Annotated in this window: 20 protein-coding genes and 1 riboswitch; of the genes, 13 read left to right on the top strand and 7 right to left on the bottom strand. The window is 69.8% G+C overall.

Annotated features, from left to right (window positions below):
- Nucleotides 1-30: 30 nt before the first annotated feature.
- The 5 genes from ACFV7R_RS18335 to gcvT form a co-directional block, all read right to left on the bottom strand.
- On the bottom strand, nt 31-588 hold the full coding sequence (locus ACFV7R_RS18335; RefSeq protein ID WP_385264458.1) for a glycoside hydrolase family 25 protein: 558 nt from the start codon (nt 586-588) through the stop codon (nt 31-33).
- Nucleotides 589-665: 77 nt separating this feature from the next.
- Nucleotides 666-2,033 (bottom strand): L-serine ammonia-lyase, encoded by a 1,368-nt coding sequence (locus ACFV7R_RS18340; protein WP_385264459.1) that lies wholly within the window; start codon nt 2,031-2,033, stop codon nt 666-668.
- Between the two features lie 82 nt (nt 2,034-2,115).
- Entirely contained in the window at nt 2,116-3,378 is a 1,263-nt protein-coding gene (gene glyA, locus ACFV7R_RS18345) for a serine hydroxymethyltransferase (RefSeq protein ID WP_385264461.1), read from the bottom strand.
- A 14-nt stretch (nt 3,379-3,392) separates the two neighbouring features.
- Nucleotides 3,393-3,770, bottom strand: coding sequence for a glycine cleavage system protein GcvH (gene gcvH, locus ACFV7R_RS18350; protein WP_385264463.1), 378 nt, complete (start codon nt 3,768-3,770; stop codon nt 3,393-3,395).
- A 110-nt stretch (nt 3,771-3,880) separates the two neighbouring features.
- Nucleotides 3,881-4,999, bottom strand: coding sequence for a glycine cleavage system aminomethyltransferase GcvT (gene gcvT, locus ACFV7R_RS18355; RefSeq protein WP_385264465.1), 1,119 nt, complete (start codon nt 4,997-4,999; stop codon nt 3,881-3,883).
- Nucleotides 5,000-5,142: 143 nt separating this feature from the next.
- Nucleotides 5,143-5,242: riboswitch (glycine riboswitch) on the bottom strand.
- A 245-nt stretch (nt 5,243-5,487) separates the two neighbouring features.
- On the opposite strand from gcvT, the gene ACFV7R_RS18360 reads away from it, so the two are divergent.
- The 10 genes from ACFV7R_RS18360 (at nt 5,488) to ACFV7R_RS18405 (ending at nt 16,457) form a co-directional block, all read left to right on the top strand.
- On the top strand, nt 5,488-6,156 hold the full coding sequence (locus tag ACFV7R_RS18360) for an AAA family ATPase (RefSeq protein WP_129800465.1): 669 nt from the start codon (nt 5,488-5,490) through the stop codon (nt 6,154-6,156).
- A 68-nt stretch (nt 6,157-6,224) separates the two neighbouring features.
- On the top strand, nt 6,225-7,031 hold the full coding sequence (locus ACFV7R_RS18365; protein WP_385264467.1) for an enhanced serine sensitivity protein SseB: 807 nt from the start codon (nt 6,225-6,227) through the stop codon (nt 7,029-7,031).
- A 182-nt stretch (nt 7,032-7,213) separates the two neighbouring features.
- A complete protein-coding gene (locus tag ACFV7R_RS18370) occupies nt 7,214-8,011 on the top strand; it encodes an enhanced serine sensitivity protein SseB C-terminal domain-containing protein (protein WP_385264468.1) in 798 nt (265 codons plus the stop codon).
- 342 nt (nt 8,012-8,353) lie between these two features.
- A complete protein-coding gene (locus tag ACFV7R_RS18375; protein WP_129800462.1) occupies nt 8,354-9,361 on the top strand; it encodes an ABC transporter permease in 1,008 nt (335 codons plus the stop codon).
- Nucleotides 9,362-9,431: 70 nt separating this feature from the next.
- Nucleotides 9,432-11,228: an ABC transporter substrate-binding protein gene (locus ACFV7R_RS18380; RefSeq protein ID WP_385264469.1), complete on the top strand. Its 1,797-nt coding sequence runs from the start codon at nt 9,432-9,434 to the stop codon at nt 11,226-11,228.
- 110 nt (nt 11,229-11,338) lie between these two features.
- Nucleotides 11,339-12,337 carry an ABC transporter permease gene (locus tag ACFV7R_RS18385; RefSeq protein ID WP_385264471.1) on the top strand — a complete coding sequence of 333 codons (999 nt, stop codon included), beginning with the start codon at nt 11,339-11,341 and terminating at the stop codon, nt 12,335-12,337.
- Complete coding sequence (locus tag ACFV7R_RS18390) at nt 12,334-13,428, top strand: ABC transporter ATP-binding protein (RefSeq protein WP_385264473.1); 1,095 nt, start codon at nt 12,334-12,336, stop codon at nt 13,426-13,428. Before ACFV7R_RS18385 ends, ACFV7R_RS18390 begins: the two co-directional genes overlap by 4 nt.
- Nucleotides 13,429-13,442: 14 nt before the next feature.
- The gene (locus ACFV7R_RS18395) at nt 13,443-14,843 is read left to right on the top strand and encodes an ABC transporter ATP-binding protein (RefSeq protein ID WP_385264474.1); all 1,401 of its coding nucleotides are present in this window, start codon (nt 13,443-13,445) and stop codon (nt 14,841-14,843) included.
- Nucleotides 14,844-14,908: 65 nt separating this feature from the next.
- Complete coding sequence (locus ACFV7R_RS18400) at nt 14,909-15,586, top strand: trimeric intracellular cation channel family protein (protein WP_385264475.1); 678 nt, start codon at nt 14,909-14,911, stop codon at nt 15,584-15,586.
- Between the two features lie 25 nt (nt 15,587-15,611).
- Entirely contained in the window at nt 15,612-16,457 is an 846-nt protein-coding gene (locus tag ACFV7R_RS18405; RefSeq protein WP_385264476.1) for a thioesterase family protein, read from the top strand.
- A gap of 93 nt (nt 16,458-16,550) precedes the next feature.
- Here the strand turns inward: ACFV7R_RS18405 and ACFV7R_RS18410 are convergent, their stop codons facing one another.
- On the bottom strand, nt 16,551-17,177 hold the full coding sequence (locus ACFV7R_RS18410) for a TetR family transcriptional regulator (RefSeq protein WP_385264478.1): 627 nt from the start codon (nt 17,175-17,177) through the stop codon (nt 16,551-16,553).
- Between the two features lie 146 nt (nt 17,178-17,323).
- Between ACFV7R_RS18410 and ACFV7R_RS18415 the strand changes: the two genes are divergently transcribed.
- From ACFV7R_RS18415 to ACFV7R_RS18425, 3 genes are all read left to right on the top strand, one after another.
- Nucleotides 17,324-17,491 (top strand): hypothetical protein, encoded by a 168-nt coding sequence (locus tag ACFV7R_RS18415; RefSeq protein ID WP_385264479.1) that lies wholly within the window; start codon nt 17,324-17,326, stop codon nt 17,489-17,491.
- A gap of 43 nt (nt 17,492-17,534) precedes the next feature.
- Nucleotides 17,535-17,801 (top strand): DUF4190 domain-containing protein, encoded by a 267-nt coding sequence (locus ACFV7R_RS18420; RefSeq protein ID WP_129800454.1) that lies wholly within the window; start codon nt 17,535-17,537, stop codon nt 17,799-17,801.
- A gap of 121 nt (nt 17,802-17,922) precedes the next feature.
- The gene (locus ACFV7R_RS18425; RefSeq protein WP_385264481.1) at nt 17,923-19,086 is read left to right on the top strand and encodes a cysteine desulfurase family protein; all 1,164 of its coding nucleotides are present in this window, start codon (nt 17,923-17,925) and stop codon (nt 19,084-19,086) included.
- Here ACFV7R_RS18425 and ACFV7R_RS18430 read toward each other — a convergent pair.
- On the bottom strand, nt 19,083-19,769 hold the full coding sequence (locus ACFV7R_RS18430) for an N-acetylmuramoyl-L-alanine amidase (RefSeq protein ID WP_385264483.1): 687 nt from the start codon (nt 19,767-19,769) through the stop codon (nt 19,083-19,085). The genes ACFV7R_RS18425 and ACFV7R_RS18430 overlap by 4 nt on opposite strands.
- Nucleotides 19,770-19,779 lie beyond the last annotated feature (10 nt).

A 19,779-nucleotide genomic window follows, 5' to 3' on the forward strand; every position in this document is an offset into this window, starting at 1 on the left:
AGCCTGGTCGAGGGAAGGCCGGCGCGGTCGTCAGGCGCCCTCGGCCCAGGCCCGGAGCGCGGCCTTGCTCGCGAAGTCGGCCACGTTCTTGTCGATCGGATCGTCCGTGTACTGGTGGAAGCGCCACTTCGCCTTGATGCGGGGCTTGCCCGCCGTGACGTAGTCGGCGATCCAGAGGCCGTCACCGGCGTAGGAGGTGTCGTCGACGTTCAGCCAGTAATGCCGATTGCAGTAGAGGACCACCCTGTTGCCCGGCCGCAGCTCCTTGACCTTCCGGATGAAGCGGTCCTTCTCCGCGTTGCTCGCATGCGTGCCGTCGCCGGTGGTCTCCCAGTCGACGGCGAGGATGTCGTTGCCCTTTTCCGGGGCGTGCTTGACGAAGTACTCGGCCTGGGCGGTGAGGTTGCCCGGCCAGAGGAAGTGGTAGAAGCCGACGACGAGCCCGGCGTCACGGCCGCGCTTGGTCTGGGCGGACAGCTTGGGATTGACGTACGAACGGCCCTCCGTCGCCTTGATGAAGACGAAGGAGAGCCCGTCGGTGTCGTAGGCGGAGGACTGGTACGAGCTGACGTCGATGCCGCGCAGCATGGGCGCTCCCTGGAGTGCCTGTGGGGGGACGGGAGTTGATGAGTCGATGATTCCCCTTTGCGGCGCGGGTGACGCGCTCAGCACTCGATGATGTTCACCGCCAGCCCGCCCCGGGCCGTCTCCTTGTACTTGACCGACATGTCCGCGCCGGTCTCCTTCATCGTCTTGATGACCTTGTCCAACGACACCTTGTGCGAGCCGTCCCCGCGCATCGCCATGCGTGCCGCCGTGACGGCCTTGACCGCGGCCATGCCGTTGCGTTCGATGCAGGGGATCTGGACCAGGCCGCCGACGGGGTCGCAGGTGAGGCCGAGGTTGTGTTCCATGCCGATCTCGGCGGCGTTCTCGACCTGTTCGGGGCTGCCGCCGAGCACCTCGGCGAGCGCGCCCGCCGCCATGGAGCAGGCGGAGCCGACCTCGCCCTGGCAGCCGACCTCGGCGCCGGAGATGGAGGCGTTCTCCTTGAAGAGCATGCCGATGGCGCCCGCGGCGAGCAGGAAGCGGACCACACCGTCCTCGTCGGCGCCCGGCACGAAGTTGATGTAGTAGTGCAGGACCGCGGGGATGATGCCCGCCGCGCCGTTGGTGGGGGCGGTGACGACCCGGCCGCCGGCCGCGTTCTCCTCGTTCACGGCCATCGCGTAGAGCGTGATCCACTCCATGGCGTGTGCCAACGGCTCGCCCTCCGCGCGGAGTTGGCGGGCGGAGACGGCGGCACGGCGGCGTACCTTCAGCCCGCCCGGCAGGATGCCCTCGCGGGACATGCCGCGCGACACGCACGCCTGCATCACCCGCCAGATCTCCAGCAGGCCCTCGCGGATCTCCTCCTCGGACCGCCAGGCGCGCTCGTTCTCCAGCATCAGGGAGGAGATGGACAGGCCCGTCTCCTTGGTCAGGCGCAGCAGTTCGTCGCCCGTGCGGAAGGGGTACTTCAGGACGGTGTCGTCGAGTTTGATGCGGTCCGCGCCCACCGCGTCCTCGTCGACGACGAATCCGCCGCCCACCGAGTAGTACGTCTTGGAGAGGAGTTCGGCACCGGCGGCGTCGTAGGCCCACAGGGTCATGCCGTTGGCGTGGTAGGGGAGGGTTTTACGGCGGTGCAGGACCAGGTCGTCGTCGTAGGCGAAGGCGATCTCGTGCTCGCCGAGGAGGCGGATCCGGCCCGCGGACCTGATGTCCTCCACCCGCTGGTCGGCGGTCTCGACGTCGACGGTCCGCGGCGAGGCGCCCTCCAGGCCGAGGAGTACCGCCTTGGGTGTGCCGTGCCCGTGTCCGGTCGCGCCGAGGGAGCCGTACAGCTCGGCGCGTATCGAGACGACCGAGTCCAGCAGGTCCTCGCCCCGCAGCCGGCGGGCGAACATGCGGGCCGCGCGCATGGGGCCCACGGTGTGGGAGCTGGACGGGCCGATGCCGATCGAGAACAGGTCGAAGACCGAGATGGCCACGGTGACTCCTCAGTACAGGGGTGGAACAAGGTGCGGGACACCGCGCTCACCTCCCAGTGTGCGCGGTGCCCCGGGAAGCGGGTTACTTCGTCAGGCCGGGGTACAGCGGGTGCTTCTCCGCGAGGGCGGCGACCCGGGCCTTCAGCGACGCCGCGTCGTAGGACGGCTTCAGCGCCTCGGCGATGACGTCCGCGACCTCGGCGAAGTCCTCGGTCGTGAAGCCGCGGGTGGCCAGCGCGGGCGTACCGATGCGCAGGCCGGACGTCACCATCGGCGGGCGCGGGTCGTTCGGGACGGCGTTGCGGTTGACCGTGATGCCGACCTCGTGGAGCCGGTCCTCGGCCTGCTGCCCGTCGAGCTCGGAGTTGCGCAGGTCGACGAGGACCAGGTGGACGTCCGTACCGCCGGAGAGCACATCCACGCCCACGGCCTTCACGTCGTCCTTCACCAGGCGCTCGGCCAGGATGCGGGCGCCCTCCAGCGTCCGCGTCTGCCGCTCCTTGAACTCCGACGAGGCGGCGACCTTGAACGCCACCGCCTTTGCCGCGATCACATGCTCCAGGGGGCCGCCCTGCTGCCCCGGGAACACCGCCGAGTTGATCTTCTTGGCGAGGTCCTGAACGGACAGGATCACACCGCCGCGCGGGCCGCCCAGCGTCTTGTGGGTCGTGGTCGTGACCACGTGCGCGTGCGGCACCGGGTTCGGGTGCAGTCCGGCCGCGACCAGCCCGGCGAAGTGCGCCATGTCGACCATGAGGTACGCGCCGACCTCGTCCGCGATCCGGCGGAACGCGGCGAAGTCCAGCCGGCGCGGGTAGGCCGACCAGCCGGCGACGATCAGCTTCGGCTTGTGCTCCTTGGCGAGGCGCTCGACCTCGGCCATGTCGACCACACCGGAGTCGTCGACGTGGTAGGGCACCACGTTGTACAGCTTGCCGGAGAAGTTGATCTTCATGCCGTGGGTCAGGTGACCGCCGTGCGCGAGGTTCAGACCCATGATCGTGTCACCGGGCTTGAGCAGCGCGAACATCGCGGCCGCGTTGGCCTGCGCACCCGAGTGCGGCTGCACATTGGCGTGCTCGGCGCCGAACAGCTCCTTGATGCGGTCGATCGCGATCTGCTCGACCACGTCGACGTGCTCGCAGCCGCCGTAGTAGCGGCGGCCCGGGTAGCCCTCGGCGTACTTGTTGGTCAGGACCGAGCCCTGCGCCTCCATGACCGCGACCGGCGCGAAGTTCTCGGAGGCGATCATCTCGAGGGTGGACTGCTGACGGTGCAGCTCGGCGTCGACGGCGGCGGCCACCGCCGGGTCGAGCTCGTGCAGCGAGGTGTTCAGTACGGACATACGGCTACGACTCCTCAGCCGGCGGTGTGGGCGGCGTACTCGTCGGCGGAGAGCAGGTCGGCCGGCTCCTCGGCGACGCGCACCTTGAACAGCCAGCCGCCCTCGAAGGGGGCGGAGTTCACCAGGGACGGGTCGTTCACCACGTCCTCGTTGATCTCGGTGACCTCGCCGGCGACCGGGGAGTACAGGTCGCTGACCGACTTGGTCGACTCCAGCTCGCCGCAGGTCTCGCCCGCGGCCACCGTGGAGCCCACCTCGGGGAGCTGGGCGTAGACGACATCGCCGAGCGCGTTGGCCGCGAACTCCGTGATGCCGACCGTCGCGACGCCGTCCTCGACGGCCGACAGCCACTCGTGCTCCTTGCTGTAGCGCAGCTGCTGGGGGTTGCTCATGGCCTGAATTCTCCTGTACGCGGGGGAGTGCTGATGAATGGGGGACTGCTGGAATTGCGGGTGAGCAGGGGAAATGTGCGCGGGGTCACGCCGGACCCGCGGCCCGGTGGCTACTTCTGGCGCTTGTAGAAGGGCAGCGCCACGACCTCGTACGGCTCGTGGCTGCCCCGGATGTCCACGCCGACCCCGGGCGTGCCCGGCGCCGAGTGCGCGGCGTCGACGTACGCCATCGCGATCGGCCTGCCCAGCGTGGGGGAGGGGGCACCGGAGGTGACCTCACCGATCACGGCTCCGCCGGCGACCACGGCGTACCCGGCGCGCGGCACCCGGCGGCCCTCGGCGACCAGGCCGACCAGGACGCGCGGCGGCTCGGAAGCGGCACGCTCGGCGGCCTCGGCGAGGGCCGCACGCCCCACGAAGTCGCCCTCCTTGTCGAACTTCACGACCCGGCCGAGTCCGGCGTCGAAGGGCGTCAGCGAGGTCGACAGCTCGTTCCCGTACAGCGGCATGCCTGCCTCCAGGCGCAGCGTGTCCCGGCAGGACAGCCCGCACGGGACCAGGCCGACGCCCTGGCCGGCCTCGGTCAGCGCCTGCCACAGCGCGACGGCGTGCTCCGGCTGCACGAACAGCTCGAAGCCGTCCTCGCCGGTGTAGCCGGTGCGGGCGATCAGGGCGGGGACGCCGGCGACGGTGCCGGGCAGACCGGCGTAGTACTTCAGGCCGTCGAGGTCGGCGTCGGTGAGCGACTTCAGGATGCCGGGGGACTCCGGGCCCTGGACGGCGATCAGGGCGTAGGCGTCCCGGTCGTCGCGGACGGCGGCGTCGAACCCGTCGGCCCGCTCGGTCAGCGCGTCGAGCACCACCTGGGCGTTCGAGGCGTTCGCCACGATCATGTACTCGGTCTCGGCGAGCCGGTAGACGATCAGGTCGTCCAGGATGCCGCCGTCCGCCCGGCAGATCATGGTGTAGCGGGCGCGGCCGGCCTTGACGCCGCCGATGTTCCCGACCAGCGCGTAGTCCAGCAGGGCGGCGGCCTGCGGGCCGGTCACGGTGATCTCGCCCATGTGGGAGAGGTCGAAGAGCCCGGCCCGGTTACGCACGGCGAGGTGTTCGTCGCGCTCGGAGCCGTAGCGCAGGGGCATGTCCCAGCCGGCGAAGTCGGTCATCGTCGCGCCGAGCGAGCGATGCAGGGCATCGAGCGCGGTGCGGCGGAGTGCGGTACTGCTCATCGGTCGGTCTCCAAGGGCATGACGGGAAGGTCGTTCCTCCCCATCTGTCATCGGAACCTGAGAGGTTCGCCATGACCATTTGTCGGTCCTGGCTTGCACCTTGGGTGGGGCCACTGCACGCAGGGCCCGCTTTTCAGATGTGCCTCGCCCGCGCGGTAACGGGGCCTGAGAGATTCAAGGGAGGGACTTGCTCCTTCGGCGCCCCGACGGCAGTGCTGCCGGGGACTCTCCCGCGCGGATTCAAGCGGCCGGTATGCAGTTGGCGCGGCCATCATTGCATGCATCGGCCGGGTGCGGCAGGGTCACCTTGCCGGGCCTTTACCGGGCCGGCGAACAGCGGCCGCACAGATTCCGCACAGCGGGGCTGGGCATGCTGTAGCAGCGTTGTTGCAGGAAGGGGACGGAAACAGGAGACGCCGAGCATTACCTTCTCTTTACACTCGACGGGGATGGGAACTCGTGAACCGCCCCAGGGGAGGACGATCACGGTGAACAGGACCACGGCGTACGCCACCACCTCGGGCCTCGCGCTGCCCAAGCAGCCGACCACCCCGGCCAGGGAGGCGTGCGCTCCGCTGCCGTCACCCGTCGTCCGCGACCTGCGCGAGCGGGAGGGCCGCAGCCCGCACGCGCTGCTCTTCGGGCCCCGCGACCTCGTCGTGGTCACGGGCCTGCCCGGCAGCGGCAAGTCGACCCTGATGCGCAGGGCGGTGCGCGGACTGCGCATCGACTCCCAGGACACCCGCGACCGCTGGGACGGCCGTATGCCCGCCTGGCTGCCGTACGCGGTCTACCGGCCCCTCGTCCGCCTCGCCCACTACGCCGGACTGCGCCGCACCCTGCGCACCGGAGAGCCGGTCGTCGTGCACGACTGCGGTACGCAGGCCTGGGTGCGTGCCTGGCTGACCCGCGAGGCCCGCCGCCGCGGCGGCACCCTGCACATGCTGCTGCTCGACGTCACCCCCGAGCAGGCCCTGGCCGGCCAGCGCGAGCGCGGCCGCGGGGTCTCGCGGTACGCGTTCCTGCGCCACCGCCGGGCGGCCGGCCGCCTGGTGCGCCGTACGGAACGCGGTGACCTGCCGCACGGCTGCGGCGGCGCGGTCCTCCTCGACCGGGAGGCGGCGGACACCCTGCGCCGCATCGGCTTCGTGGGTTGAGGGGTTCCGCCCCGTGAGGGGCGTTAGCCTTTCAGCCGCAGTAGAGGTACGGAGCAGGCGGTAGGCAGATGGACGACTTCCCGGCGGACTTCCCCCCGGACCTTTCCGGGGGTTTCCCGGCGCAGGCGCACCCCCATCCGCACGGTGGATGGCCCGGCAACGAGCTGGAGGAGGTGCTGTCGGCCTCCCTCGGTGTGCCCTCGGCCGGCGGCCGGATCGTCGAGGTGCTGGGCCGCAGTTTCGTGTGGGTGCCGCTGCCGAACGGCGGCGGCCCGCACAGCGGCCCGCTCGACCTGCCCACGCTGGACATCGAGGGCCAGGCCTACGTGCCGGTCTTCAGCTCCGAGGAACAGTTCCGGCAGGTCGTCGGCTCCCACATGTCGTACACCGTGGCCCCGGCCGTGGAGTTCGCCCGCGGCCTGCCCCCGCAGGCGGGCATCGTCGTCAACCCGGGCGGCGTGGTCGGCATCCCGCTGCCGCCGCCCGCCGTGGCCGAACTGTGCCGGGCCGGGCGGACCCCGCTCGACGGGCTCACGAGCGGCGGCCGCGTCCGCCTCTTCGAACCCGACTGGCAGGACGACCCGGTCGACTTCCTCGCGGCGGCGTCCGCGGAGTTCGAGGGCATCGGCGTGGTCCTGACGGCCCGTCGCTGCCTGGCGGCGATCGAAACGGCGGACCCGGTGATGTTCGTAGGAATCGAACTCTCCCAGTGGGAGGGCGATCAACGGGCGGCTCCCTTGGACGCGCTGGGCCGGGCGTTGGGCAGGGTCCCCGTGAAGTGGCCGGTCAACCTGGTCCTCATGGACGTGGCGCAGGACCCGGTGGTCACCTGGCTGCGCGAGCGGGTGCGCCCCTTCTACCAGCGGGACTTCTGAACGTCCGTCAGGGGAGTCCCCCCGGGGGCGCGGGGCTGTGTCCGATATGCGGCTCCTCGCCCACCGTGGGCGCGACAAGTCACAACGAAAACCCGCACTCGCCGACGGACAACGAGCCCCGAGCTCTTGGGCGCATAAGCTGGTTTCATACTCTGGGCGAACTCAGTGAAGGGGCGGTACAAGTGAGCGCCAGCGGCATCGCGGCGGGCCAGGTCGAGCACATGCTGCGCCAGGTGACGCCGGGGCGTTACGACGCCTACGAGGCACTGCTGCGCGCCCTCGCGACCCCGTCCTCCGGCCAGATCTGGATGCTGCTCTGGCACGGCCAGGCCGGCTCCCCGGACGCCCAGTACGGGAACATGGAGGTCGAGGGGTACGGCTACGCCCCGTGCGTCACCTCTGCCCAGGAGCTGTCGGCCAGCGGCTGGAACCGCTCCTATGAGGTCGTCGACGGAGTCGACGTCGCCCGCACCCTCTACCCCGACCACTACGGCCTCTGGCTGAACCCGCACGCCCCCGGCGGCGGCGTCGGCATCCCCTGGCTCGACCTGCGCCGGATCGCCACCGGACTGGACCGACAGCCGTCGGGCCCGCTGCGGCTGTCCGAACCCGGCATCCAGATTCCGCAGTTCTATGCCCTTTTGTCGCAGAACGCCCACCGCACCCCGGCCGTCCGCTCGTTGCGCCGCGCCTGGGTGCAGCCCGCGCTCGGGGCGCCGTACCTCGCCATCGGGCTGGATGTGTACGACGCCTCGCCGCCCGCCGTCGACTCGGTGCGCACGATGATGCAGCAGTCCATCGGCGCGGTCCCGGACGGGCTGCCGGTGTCGACCGTCGCGATGTCCGACGAGTGCGACCCGGTCGCGATGTGGCTGCGCGCCAACGCCCGCCCCTTCTACGACCGTGAGGCGCACGCCGCCGCCCCGGCCCAGGCGCCGGCGGCCGGGTACGGCTTTCCGCCGGTCCAGGGACGGTACTGACCGGAACCGGCCCCCTGTCGCTCCTGTGGTCCGTACCAGGGCTTCTTCTTCGCGCGTAGACAAGGGTAGAAAAATACCTCTTGTCCCAATCGCCCCACTTGGCACCCGTCCGACCCCCGTTAACCACTGTCCGGATAACGGAAACCCCAGGACAGCATCACGGTTACGCATCCATTCACCGTCAAGTCTGGCAACAGATCGCCAAAGCGTTGAAGACTCCCGCTCCAGGGGTGTTCTTCCGCGTCTTCGTCCGGAGGGCGCCCCTGTGTACGACGGACTGATCACGCCGCTACAGCGGCAAGTGCGGGCCGGTTACCGCCGGTTGAGAGGGGTCCCTGCCAGATGACGGCACCATTGCACGAGCCGACCGCGGAAGCGGCCCCGAGTGCGGCCGAGGAAGCGGCGCTGGTCAGCGGCGACGCGAAGGCCGTACAGGGCCGGTCCTTGGGGCGGATCGCCTGGGAGCGCCTCAAACGCGACAAACTGGCCCTCACGGGCGGCATCGTGGTGCTTCTCCTGATCCTGGTCGCCGTGCTCGCGCCGGTCATCACCGGACTGGTCGGGCAGGACCCCGAGGCCCACCACGAGGACCTGATCGACCCGCTCTTCGGCACCCCCATCGGCTCCTTCGGCGGCATCAGCGGCGAGCACCTGCTCGGCGTCGAACCGGTCAGCGGCCGCGACATCTTCGCCCGGATCGTCTACGGCGCCCAGATCTCGCTGCTCGTCGGCTTCCTGTCCGCCGTCGTCGCCGTCATCCTCGGCACCGTGCTGGGCATCCTCGCCGGCTTCTTCGGTGGCTGGGTCGACTCCGTCATCAGCCGGGTGATGGACGGACTGCTGGCCTTCCCGCAGCTGCTGTTCATCATCGCGCTGGTCTCCGTCATGCCGAACGAGATGCTGGGACTGACCGGCACGGGTGTGCGCCTGTTCGTGATGATCCTGGTCATCGGCTTCTTCGGCTGGCCCTACATCGGACGCGTGGTGCGCGGCCAGACGCTCTCGCTGCGTGAGCGCGAGTACGTCGAGGCGGCCCGATCGCTGGGCGCCGGGCGGCTGTACATCCTCTTCAAGGAGCTGCTGCCCAACCTGGTCGCACCGATCATCGTCTACACGACGATGATGATCCCCACCAACATCCTCACCGAGGCGGCACTCAGCTTCCTGGGCGTGGGCGTCAAGCCGCCCACGGCCTCCTGGGGGCAGATGCTCTCGAACGCGATCGACTACTACGACTCGGACCCCATGTACATGGTGGTCCCCGGCGTGGCGATCTTCCTCACCGTTCTTGCCTTCAACCTCTTCGGCGACGGCGTGCGTGACGCGCTGGACCCGAAGGGCTCCCGCTGAACTGCCGTACCCCAAGCGACCCGTGGCCCAAAGCACGGGGTCTCTCATCTAATCCGGAGGATCCGAGATCGTGACTACCCAACGCACCTCAGGGCGGCGCAAGCAGGCCATGGCCGCTGCCGCCGTGGTCGCCGCGCTGCTGACCACGGCGGCGTGCGGCGGCGGCAACGGCGACGGCGACGGTGGCTCGAAGGACGGCGCGGCCGGTTTCGACGCCGCCAACAACAAGGTCGCCCAGGCCGACCTGGCCAAGAAGGGCGGCACGCTGAAGTTCGCGGGTGCCCAGGACGCCGACTCGTGGGACACCACGCGCGGCTACTACGGCTTCATGTGGAACTTCTCCCGCTACTACGCCCGCCAGCTCGTCACGAACAAGGCCGAGCCGGGCAAGGCCGGCGCCGAGCTGGCGCCCGACCTCGCCACCGGGCTCGCCGAGGTCTCCGACGACGGCAAGACCTACAAGTACACCCTGCGTGACGACGTGACGTGGGAGGACGGCAAGCCGATCACCTCCAAGGACGTCAAGTACGGCATCGAGCGCGTCTGGGCGCAGGACGTGCTGGCCGGCGGTCCGGTCTACCTGAAGGACGTCCTGGACCCGAAGGGCGAGTACCAGGGCCCGTACAAGGACAAGTCCAAGGACAAGCTCGGTCTGAAGGCCATCGAGACGCCCGACGACAAGACCATCATCTTCAAGCTGCCGAAGGCCAACTCGGACTTCGAGGAGATGCTGGCCCTGGTCTCGGCCTCGCCGGTGCGCCAGGACAAGGACACCAAGTCCAAGTACGGCCTGCACCCGTTCTCCTCCGGCCCGTACAAGTTCGAGTCGTACGAGCCCGGCAAGTCCCTGAAGCTGGTCCGCAACGAGAACTGGAAGCAGTCCTCCGACCCGCTCCGCAAGGCCTACCCGGACGCGATCACGGTCAACTTCTTCTCCAACGCCAATGACATGGACCAGCGCCTGATCAACGGCGACTACCACCTGGACATCAACCAGACCGGCATGTCGCCGCAGGGCCGCACCACCGCCCTGAAGGAGCACAAGGCCAACCTGGACAACCCGGTCTCCGGCTACATCCGTTACGCGGTCTTCCCGCAGAGCGTGAAGCCGTTCGACAACGAGCACTGCCGCAAGGCCGTGATCTACGGCGCCGACCACGTCTCCCTGCAGACCGCGCGCGGCGGCCCCATCGCCGGTGGTGACATCGGCACCAACATGCTGCCGCCGTCCGTGCCGGGCTCCGAGGGCCAGAAGTACGACCCGTTCGAGCTCGCCACCGCCAACAAGAGCGGCAACGTCGCCAAGGCCAAGGAAGAGCTGAAGGCCTGCGGTCAGCCGAACGGCTTCAAGACCACCATCGCGGTCCGCAACAACAAGCCGGTCGAGGTGGCCACCGCCGAGTCCCTCCAGGCCTCGCTGAAGAAGGTCGGCATCCAGGCCGAGATCGAGCAGTACGACGGCTCGCAGACCAGCGGCATCATCGGCAGCCCCTCCAACGTCGAGAAGAAGAAGTTCGGCATCATCATCATGGGCTGGGGCCCCGACTTCCCGACCGTCCAGGGCTTCGGTCTGCCGCTGTGGGACAGCAGCTACATCCTTGAGAGCGGCAACAACAACTACGCCCTGATCAAGGACAAGACGATCGACGGCCTGTTCGACGACTACGTCAACGAGCTGGACGACGCCGAGAAGGCCAAGATCGCCACGGAGATCAACCACAAGGTGATGGAGGGCGGCTACTACCTGCCCTTCGTCTTCGAGAAGTTCATCAACTGGCGCTCGAGCGACCTGGCGAACGTCTACACGTCCGACGGCTACAGCGGCATGTACGACTTCGTCAACCTCGGTCTGAAGAGCTCGAAGTAAACCCGGCACACCCGCCGTACGGCACGAAAGGCAGGTGAAGGCCGGCGTGGCGTGACCGCGGGCCATCGGACGACCTCCGGTGGCCCGCGGTCCGCGGCGGGCCGAGAGCTGTGCTCACTTACCTCATCAGGCGGCTGTTCGCCGCCGCAGTGATGCTGGTGGTCATCATGGTGGTGGTCTTCAGCATCTTCTTCCTCGTCCCCAAGTGGGTGGGCGTCGACATCGCCACGAGCTTCGTGGGCAAGCAGGCCGACCCCGCCGCCGTCGAGGCCGTGCGGACGAAGCTGGGTCTGGGCGACCCGATCTACGTTCAGGTCTGGGAGTTCTTCAAGGGCATCTTCGCGGGCCGCACCTACGCGGCCGGCGGTGACGTCACGCACTGCTCCGCGCCCTGCTTCGGCTACTCCTTCCGCAGCGAGCAGGCCATCTGGCCGGTGCTCACCGACCGCTTCCCGGTGACCCTGGGTCTGGCGCTCGGTGCCGCGCTGCTGTGGCTGGTCTTCGGTGTCGCCGCCGGTGTGCTCTCCGCCCTCAAGCGCGGCACCCTGTGGGACCGCGGCGCGATGGTCGTCGCCCTGGGCGGTGTCTCCCTCCCCATCTACTTCACCGGTCTGCTGAGCCTGGCGATCTTCAGCTACGGACTCGGCTGGATCGACGGGCAGTACGTGCCGCTGGAGGAGAGCTTCTCCGGCTGGCTGGGCGGCATGATCCTGCCGTGGGTCACCCTCGCGTTCCTGTACGCGGCGATGTACGCCCGGATCACCCGCGCCACCATGCTGGAGATCCTCGGCGAGGACTACATCCGCACCGCACGCGCCAAGGGCCTGCGGGAACAGGTGGTCATCGGCAAGCACGCGATGCGCTCGACGATGACGCCGATCCTGACCATGCTCGGCATGGACCTCGGCGCCCTCATCGGCGGCGCGATCCTGACCGAGACCACGTTCAGCCTGCCCGGCCTCGGCCAGGCGGTGCTCAACGCCATCAAGACCCAGGACCTGCCCATCATCCTGGGCGTCACCCTGATCACCTCCCTCGCGGTGCTCCTGGCCAACCTCGTGGTGGACATCCTGTACGCCGTGATCGACCCCCGAGTGAGGCTCGCATGACCGAACTCAGCAAGACCGGAGCGGCCGTGGGCGAGCCCACCACCGCTGCCGCCCCGACCGCCTTCCTCGAAGTGCGCGACCTGAAGGTGCACTTCCCGACCGACGACGGCCTGGTCAAGTCCGTCGACGGGCTCAGCTTCCAGCTGGAGAAGGGCAAGACCCTCGGCATCGTGGGCGAGTCGGGCTCCGGCAAGTCGGTGACCTCGCTCGGCATCATGGGCCTGCACACCGCCGGCCAGTACGGCAAGCGCAAGGCGCAGATCTCCGGCGAGATCTGGCTGAACGGCACCGAGCTGCTGTCCGCCCCCGCCGACCAGGTGCGCCGGATGCGCGGCCGCGAGATGGCGATGATCTTCCAGGATCCGCTGTCCGCGCTGCACCCGTACTACACGATCGGCCAGCAGATCGTGGAGGCGTACCGCATCCACCACGACGTCGACAAGAAGACCGCCAGGCGGCGCGCGGTGGAGATGCTCGACCGGGTCGGCATCCCGCAGCCCGACAAGCGGGTCGACAACTACCCGCACGAGTTCTCCGGCGGTATGCGCCAGCGCGCGATGATCGCGATGTCGCTGGTCAACAACCCCGAACTGCTCATCGCGGACGAGCCGACCACCGCCCTCGACGTGACCGTCCAGGCGCAGATCCTCGACCTGATCCGCGATCTGCAGAAGGAGTTCGGCTCCGCCGTCATCGTCATCACCCACGACCTGGGTGTCGTCGCCGAACTGGCCGACGACCTGCTGGTGATGTACGGCGGCCGCTGCGTGGAGCGCGGCCCCGCCGAGAAGGTGTTCTACGAGCCCCGCCACCCCTACACCTGGGGCCTGCTCGGCTCGATGCCGCGCCTGGACCGTGAGCAGCAGGAGCGCCTCGTCCCGGTCAAGGGCTCCCCGCCCTCTCTGATCAACCTCCCGTCCGGCTGCGCCTTCAACCCGCGCTGTCCGTACGCGGACATCCCGAAGGACGACGTCACCCGCACGGTCCGCCCCGAGCTGACCGAGGTCGGCAGCCGGCACTGGGCCGCCTGCCACATGTCGCAGGAGCAGCGGGAGCGGATCTGGACCGAAGAGATTGCGCCGAAGCTGTGAGCGAGGAAAAAGCAGTGAGTAGCCCTGCGCAGAGCGGCGGTGCCACGCTGACCACGGACGCCGCCCCCGGCGAGACCCTGCTGAAGGTGACCGGGCTGCAGAAGCACTTCCCGATCCGCAAGGGCCTGCTCAAGCGGCAGGTCGGCGCGGTCCGTGCGGTGGACGGCATCGACTTCGAGGTGCGCTCCGGCGAAACCCTCGGCGTCGTGGGCGAGTCCGGCTGCGGCAAGTCGACGATGGGCCGCCTGATCACCCGGCTCCTCGAACCGACGGCCGGTACGGTCGAGTTCGGGGGCAAGGACATCACACACCTCGGCGTCGGCGGGATGCGTCCGCTGCGCCGTGATGTGCAGATGATCTTCCAGGACCCGTACTCGTCGCTGAACCCGCGCCACACCATCGGCACGATCGTCGGCGCCCCCTTCCGGCTGCAGGGCGTCACGCCCGAGGGCGGCATCAAGAAGGAAGTGCAGCGGCTGCTGTCGGTGGTCGGTCTCAACCCCGAGCACTACAACCGCTATCCGCACGAGTTCTCCGGCGGCCAGCGTCAGCGCATCGGCATCGCCCGCGCGCTGGCTCTGAACCCGAAGCTGGTCGTGGCCGACGAGCCGGTCTCCGCGCTGGACGTGTCGATCCAGGCGCAGGTCGTGAACCTGCTGGACGACCTCCAGCAGGAACTGGGCCTGACGTACGTGATCATCGCGCACGACCTGTCGGTCGTCCGGCACGTCTCCGACCGGATCGCGGTGATGTACCTCGGCAAGATCGTCGAGCTCGCCGACCGGGACAAGCTGTACCGGTCGCCGATGCACCCGTACACCAAGGCCCTGCTGTCGGCGGTGCCGATCCCGGACCCCTCCCGCAAGTCGGCCAAGAGCGAGCGCATCCTGCTCAAGGGCGACGTGCCCTCGCCGATCTCCCCGCCGAGCGGCTGCCGCTTCCACACCCGGTGCTGGAAGGCGACGGAGATCTGCAAGACCACCGAGCCGCCGCTGCTCGAGCTGCGCCCCGGCCAGCAGGTGGCCTGCCACCACCCGGAGAACTTCGAGGACCAGGCCCCGCAGGACACGGTGCTGCTCACCGCGGCCAAGGAGGCGGCGGAGCTGGTGGCGGACGAGGTGCTCGCGGAGTCGGCGGAGACGAGCGCGGCCGTGGCGAAGGCGGTGGCTGCGGAGTCGGCGGGGTCGGATTCCGAGGAGTCGCCGGACTCGGCCGCGGCGGACTCGTCGGATTCGGCCGCGGCGGACTCGTCGGGTTCGGACGCCGCGGACTCGGAGTCGGCGGGCTCGCCGGATTCGGACGCCGCGGGCTCGCCGGGTTCGGACTCGGACTCGTCGGGTTCGGACTCGGAGCCCTCGGAGGAGACCGTGACCTCCGACGGCGCCGACGACAACCCGAAGGCGTCCGACAAGTAGCCGTGTGACGGGGCGTGCACCTTGCTTCGGCAGGTGCACGCCCCGTCGCGCGTCAGAATGTTCGGGTGCTCCAGCAACTGTTCAGCCCTTCCGTCCAGCACACGCTCGACCTGATCGGCATCTTCGTCTTCGCCATCTCCGGCGCGCTGCTGGCCGTCCGCAAGAACTTCGACGTCTTCGGCATCGCCGTCCTCGCCGAGGTCACCGCGCTGGGCGGCGGGCTGTTCCGGGACCTGGTCATCGGGGCCGTACCGCCGGCCGCGTTCACGGATCTGGGGTACTTCGTCACCCCGCTGTTCGCCGCGCTCCTCGTCTTCTTTCTGCACCCGCAGGTGGAACGCATCCAGACCGGCGTGAACGTCTTCGACGCGGCCGGCCTCGGCCTGTTCTGCGTCGCGGGCACGACGAAGGCGTACGAGTACGGACTCGGCCTGCACGCCTCCGCGGCCCTCGGCCTCGCCACCGCCGTCGGGGGCGGTGTGCTGCGGGACGTCCTCGCCAACGAGGTGCCGTCCCTGCTGCGCTGGGACCGTGATCTGTACGCCGTCCCCGCGATCGTCGGCGCCACGATGGTGGCGTTCTGTATCCGCTTCGACGCCCTGACCCCGCTGACCAGCGGACTTGCGGCCGTGACGGCTTTCGTCCTGCGGCTGCTGGCCATGCGGTTCCACTGGCGGGCGCCGCGCGCGTGGAACCGGCGGTCGACGGTACGCGAGGAGGACCCCTCAAAAGCTACCGCTTAGTAATTTTCTGTTGTACCGTACCGGCATGGCTCAGGCATCCCAGGCGACCATCGGCAGCAGCGAGTTCGACCGAGACACCGCTGTCACCCGGCGCGCGGAGGGCGTCTACGACATCGACCTCTCGGCCGGCTGGACGATCATCAACGCCGTCAACGGGGGCTATCTGCTGGCCGTCCTGGGCCGCGCCCTCGCCGACGCCCTGCCGCACCCGGACCCGTTCACCATCTCCGCGCACTACCTGACCGCCTCCCGGCCGGGCCCCGCGGTCGTCCGCACGGACGTCGTGCGCACCGGCCGGACCCTGTCGACGGGGCAGGCGTCCCTCTTCCAGTACGACGAGCAGGGTGGCGAGGTCGAACGGATCCGCGTCCTCGCCTCGTACGGCGACCTCGGCGCGCTCCCCGACGACGTCCGTACGGCCGCGAAGCCGCCCGCCATCCCGCCGATGGACCAGTGCTTCGGACCCGAGGACGGACCCGCTCCGGTCCCCGGCAGTTCGGCCATCACCGACCGCCTGATGCTCAAGCTCGACCCCTCGACCCTGGGCTGGGCCCTCGGCTCGCCGTCCGGCAAGGGCGAGATGCGGGCCTGGTTCGGCCTGAAGGACGGCCGGGACGCCGACCCCTTCTCGCTGCTTCTGGCGGTGGATGCGCTGCCGCCCACCGCGTTCGAACTCGGTATCTCCGGCTGGGTGCCGACGGTCGAACTGACCGTGCACATACGGTGCCGCCCGGCGCCGGGCCCCCTCAGGGTGTCCATCACCACCCGCAACCTCGCCGGCGGTTTCCTCGAGGAGGACGCCGAGGTCTGGGACAGCACGGACCGGCTGGTCGCCCAGTCCCGGCAGCTGGCGCGGGTCCGGCTCGGCTGACAGGGTCCCCGGGGGCCTGTCCGGGGCAGGCCGGCAGGGCTGACCCCGATCCCGGACGGGTCCGTCCGGTCGGTCGGTCGGACCGGCCGGCCGTCAGTCCAGCCAGTGTGCGCGGCCGATGCTGATCAGCCGCAGTCGGCGGGCGGCGAGCCGGGTGACGCGCTGCCGTTCCTCCTCGGCACCATCGAGGGCCTCGAGGAAGAGCGAGGCCGCGATGAGCATCTGGTCGACGTACAGGCCCGCGAGCATCAGCAGATCGTCATCGCTCCAGCCCTCGGCCATGGGGTCGGTGACCAGCGCCGCCTTCACCTCCTCGGTGAACCGGGCCAGTTCGTTCCGGATGGCTTCCCGTACCGGCCGGACCCCGCCGTGCTGCTCGCGGGCGATGAAACGGACGTGGGAGGGGTACGCGTCCACATGACGGGCGATCAACTCCACCGCGCGCATGATGCGTTCGTCGCTGTCGCCCGCCGTTGACACGATCGTGCGGATCATCGGGTGCAGACTGCCCAGTGCCTCCTCCACCAGCGCCACGCCGAGGTCCTCGGTGGAGCGGAAGTGCCGGTAGAAGGCGGTCGGGGCGACCCCGACGGCACGGGTGACCTCGCGCAGGCCCAGGCTGCTCAGGCTCTGGCCCTCCAGCAGCTCCAACGCCGCTTCCAGCAGCGCCTGTCGGGTCTTCTGCTTCTGCGCCTGCCGCAGGCCGAGGGTGTGACTCATGCCATGCAGTTAACAACTGTTCTCTGGAATTTAAAAGTCATGGGACAGGCTAGACTGGGAAGTCAGTGAACAACTGTAACTACAACCGTTCACCGAGCCTTCGGGTGAGAAGCCACCCGCAGGCATCCGGAGGGGGATACCGACCCATGCTGTTCCTCGTCGCCGCACTCCTGCTGCTCGGCCTGGTCATGGGCACCGTGGCCCACGCACCGCTCACCTTCACCGTCGTCGCGGCCGTCGTGATCGCCGGCTGGCTCGGCATCTTCGCGCTCCGCGAGCGCCACGGCCGCCGCCGCGCCGCCCGGACGAACTGACCGCCGTCCATCCGACCGATCCGCTCGTCGGGAGCTGACCACCATGCACCTCACCGCACCGGCCACGCGCCGCACCGGAATCCGGGACACCGACGGCATGGCCGTCGCGTCCTTCGTCCTCGGCCTCCTGGGCCTGCTCGTGCTGAACATCTTCCTCGGCCCGATCGCCATCGTCCTGGCTGCCGTGGCCCTCGCGCGGGGCACCGGCCGCCGGGGCCGGGCCTGGCTGGGCCTCGGGCTGGGCGTCGCCGACCTCGTCGTACTCGCCGCGTTCATGCAGGCGGACAACACGATCTCGTGGAGCTTCTGATTCCGGACCCTGTCGTCGGATTCCTGTCCGCCCGGCGGTGGCAGGGCCTGGCCGCGACGGCCGGAACTGGTCGTGGGCAGCGAGGGGCCGGCCGGGACGGGGCCGTAGAATCGGCCTCACCATGGCTTATCTCGATCACGCCGCGACCACCCCGATGCTTCCGGAGGCGGCTCAGGCGCTGACCGCCCACCTCGGCATCACGGGCAACGCCTCCTCCCTCCACGCATCCGGCCGTGCCGCGCGGCGAACCGTCGAGGAAGCCCGCGAGACCCTCGCGGAAGCCCTCGGCGCCCGCCCCAGCGAGGTCGTCTTCACCTCCGGCGGAACGGAGGCCGACAACCTCGCCGTCAAGGGCCTGTACTGGGCCCGCCGCGACGCCGACCCGGCCCGCACCCGGGTCCTGGCCAGCCCCGTGGAACATCACGCCGTCCTCGACGCCGTCCACTGGCTCGGCGAACACGAGGGCGCCACCGTCGAGTACCTCCCGGTCGACTCCTACGGCCGGGTCCACCCGGACACCCTCCGCGAGGCCATCGCCCGCAACCCCGACGATGTCGCCCTGGCCACCGTCATGTGGGCCAACAACGAGATCGGCACCGTCCTGCCGGTGGCCGAACTCGCCGCGACCGCCGCCGAGTTCGGCGTCCCGCTGCACGCCGACGCGGTCCAGGCCGTCGGCCAGCTGCCGGTCGACTTCGCCGCCTCCGGACTCGCCGCGATGACCGTTTCCGGCCACAAGATCGGCGGGCCGTACGGCATCGGCGCGCTCGTCCTCGGCCGGGAGTACACCCCCGTACCCGTCCTGCACGGCGGCGGCCAGGAACGCCACGTCCGCTCCGGCACCCTCGACGTCCCCGCGATCGCCTCCTTCGCGGTCGCCGGCAAGCACGCCGCCGAACACCGCGAACGCTTCGCCCGCGAGATCGGTGCCCTGCGCGACGACCTGATCGACGCGATCCGTACGGCGGTGCCGGACGCGATCCTGGGAGGGGACCCGGTGGACCGCCTCCCGGCCAACGCCCACTTCACCTTCCCCGGCTGTGAGGGCGACTCCCTGCTGCTGCTCCTGGACGCCCAGGGCATCGAGTGCTCCACCGGCTCCGCCTGCACCGCGGGCGTCGCCCAGCCCAGCCACGTCCTGCTCGCCACCGGCACCGACCCGGACCTGGCCCGCGGCACCCTCCGCTTCTCCCTCGGCCACACCTCCACACCGGCCGACGTCGAGGCGGTCGCCAAGGCCATCGGCCCGGCGGTGGAACGCGCCCGCGCGGCGGGGCTGACCTAGGGCCTGGGCCTGGCCTGGGCCGGTGTCGCGGTCGTGTCCGCCTGCCGTACGAGCTTCATGTACCGGTCCCAGTCCCAGTGCTCGCCCGGATCCGTGTGGTCCGTCCCCGGCACCTCGACGTGGCCGATGATGTGCTCGCGGTCGACGGGTATGGCGTAGCGCCGGCATATCTGCGCCGTCAGACGGGCGGACGCGGCGTACATCGCGTCCGTGAGGTCCTGGGGGCGGTCGACGAAGCCCTCGTGCTCGATGCCGACGCTGCGTTCGTTGTAGTCCCGGTTGCCCGCGTGATAGGCGACGTCCAGCTCGCGGATCATCTGCGCGATGTGACCGTCGTTGCGGACGATGTAGTGGGACGCCGCGCCGTGGCCCGGGTCCTGGAAGACCTTCACCGCGCTGTCGAAGCTGCCCTGGGTGACATGGATGATCACCATGTCGATCGTGTAGTCGTCCGGCCGGTCCGCCCGCCGCCAGTTCGCCGACGAGGCCGCCACCCAGCGCGCACCCCGGTAGTCGACGGCGCCCGCCACCCGCGGCTTCTCCACCCCGGGCACCTGCCACCACAGCCGCGACAGCTCGTCGCGCGCCAGCACGGCCCCGGTGCCGACCGCGGCCGCGGCCCCACCGAGGATCAGTGACCGTCGCCCGATTCGCCGGCCGGAGCCGCCCTTCTTCTCTTCCATGTGAGCGAGA

It is taken from the genome of Streptomyces sp. NPDC059866, assembly GCF_042731325.1.
Classification (GTDB): Bacteria; Actinomycetota; Actinomycetes; order Streptomycetales; family Streptomycetaceae; genus Streptomyces; species Streptomyces flavusporus.

Bases quoted from the DNA above. Each gene is read 5' to 3' on its own strand.
- ACFV7R_RS18335 (WP_385264458.1), bottom strand. From the start codon at position 588: ATGCTGCGCGGCATCGACGTCAGCTCGTACCAGTCCTCCGCCTACGAC.
- glyA (WP_385264461.1), bottom strand. From the start codon at position 3,378: ATGTCCGTACTGAACACCTCGCTGCACGAGCTCGACCCGGCGGTGGCC.
- gcvH (WP_385264463.1), bottom strand. From the start codon at position 3,770: ATGAGCAACCCCCAGCAGCTGCGCTACAGCAAGGAGCACGAGTGGCTG.
- gcvT (WP_385264465.1), bottom strand. From the start codon at position 4,999: ATGAGCAGTACCGCACTCCGCCGCACCGCGCTCGATGCCCTGCATCGC.
- ACFV7R_RS18365 (WP_385264467.1), top strand. From the start codon at position 6,225: ATGGACGACTTCCCGGCGGACTTCCCCCCGGACCTTTCCGGGGGTTTC.
- ACFV7R_RS18375 (WP_129800462.1), top strand. From the start codon at position 8,354: ATGACGGCACCATTGCACGAGCCGACCGCGGAAGCGGCCCCGAGTGCG.
- ACFV7R_RS18390 (WP_385264473.1), top strand. From the start codon at position 12,334: ATGACCGAACTCAGCAAGACCGGAGCGGCCGTGGGCGAGCCCACCACC.
- ACFV7R_RS18405 (WP_385264476.1), top strand. From the start codon at position 15,612: ATGGCTCAGGCATCCCAGGCGACCATCGGCAGCAGCGAGTTCGACCGA.
- ACFV7R_RS18410 (WP_385264478.1), bottom strand. From the start codon at position 17,177: ATGAGTCACACCCTCGGCCTGCGGCAGGCGCAGAAGCAGAAGACCCGA.
- ACFV7R_RS18415 (WP_385264479.1), top strand. From the start codon at position 17,324: ATGCTGTTCCTCGTCGCCGCACTCCTGCTGCTCGGCCTGGTCATGGGC.
- ACFV7R_RS18420 (WP_129800454.1), top strand. From the start codon at position 17,535: ATGCACCTCACCGCACCGGCCACGCGCCGCACCGGAATCCGGGACACC.
- ACFV7R_RS18425 (WP_385264481.1), top strand. From the start codon at position 17,923: ATGGCTTATCTCGATCACGCCGCGACCACCCCGATGCTTCCGGAGGCG.
- ACFV7R_RS18430 (WP_385264483.1), bottom strand. From the start codon at position 19,769: ATGGAAGAGAAGAAGGGCGGCTCCGGCCGGCGAATCGGGCGACGGTCA.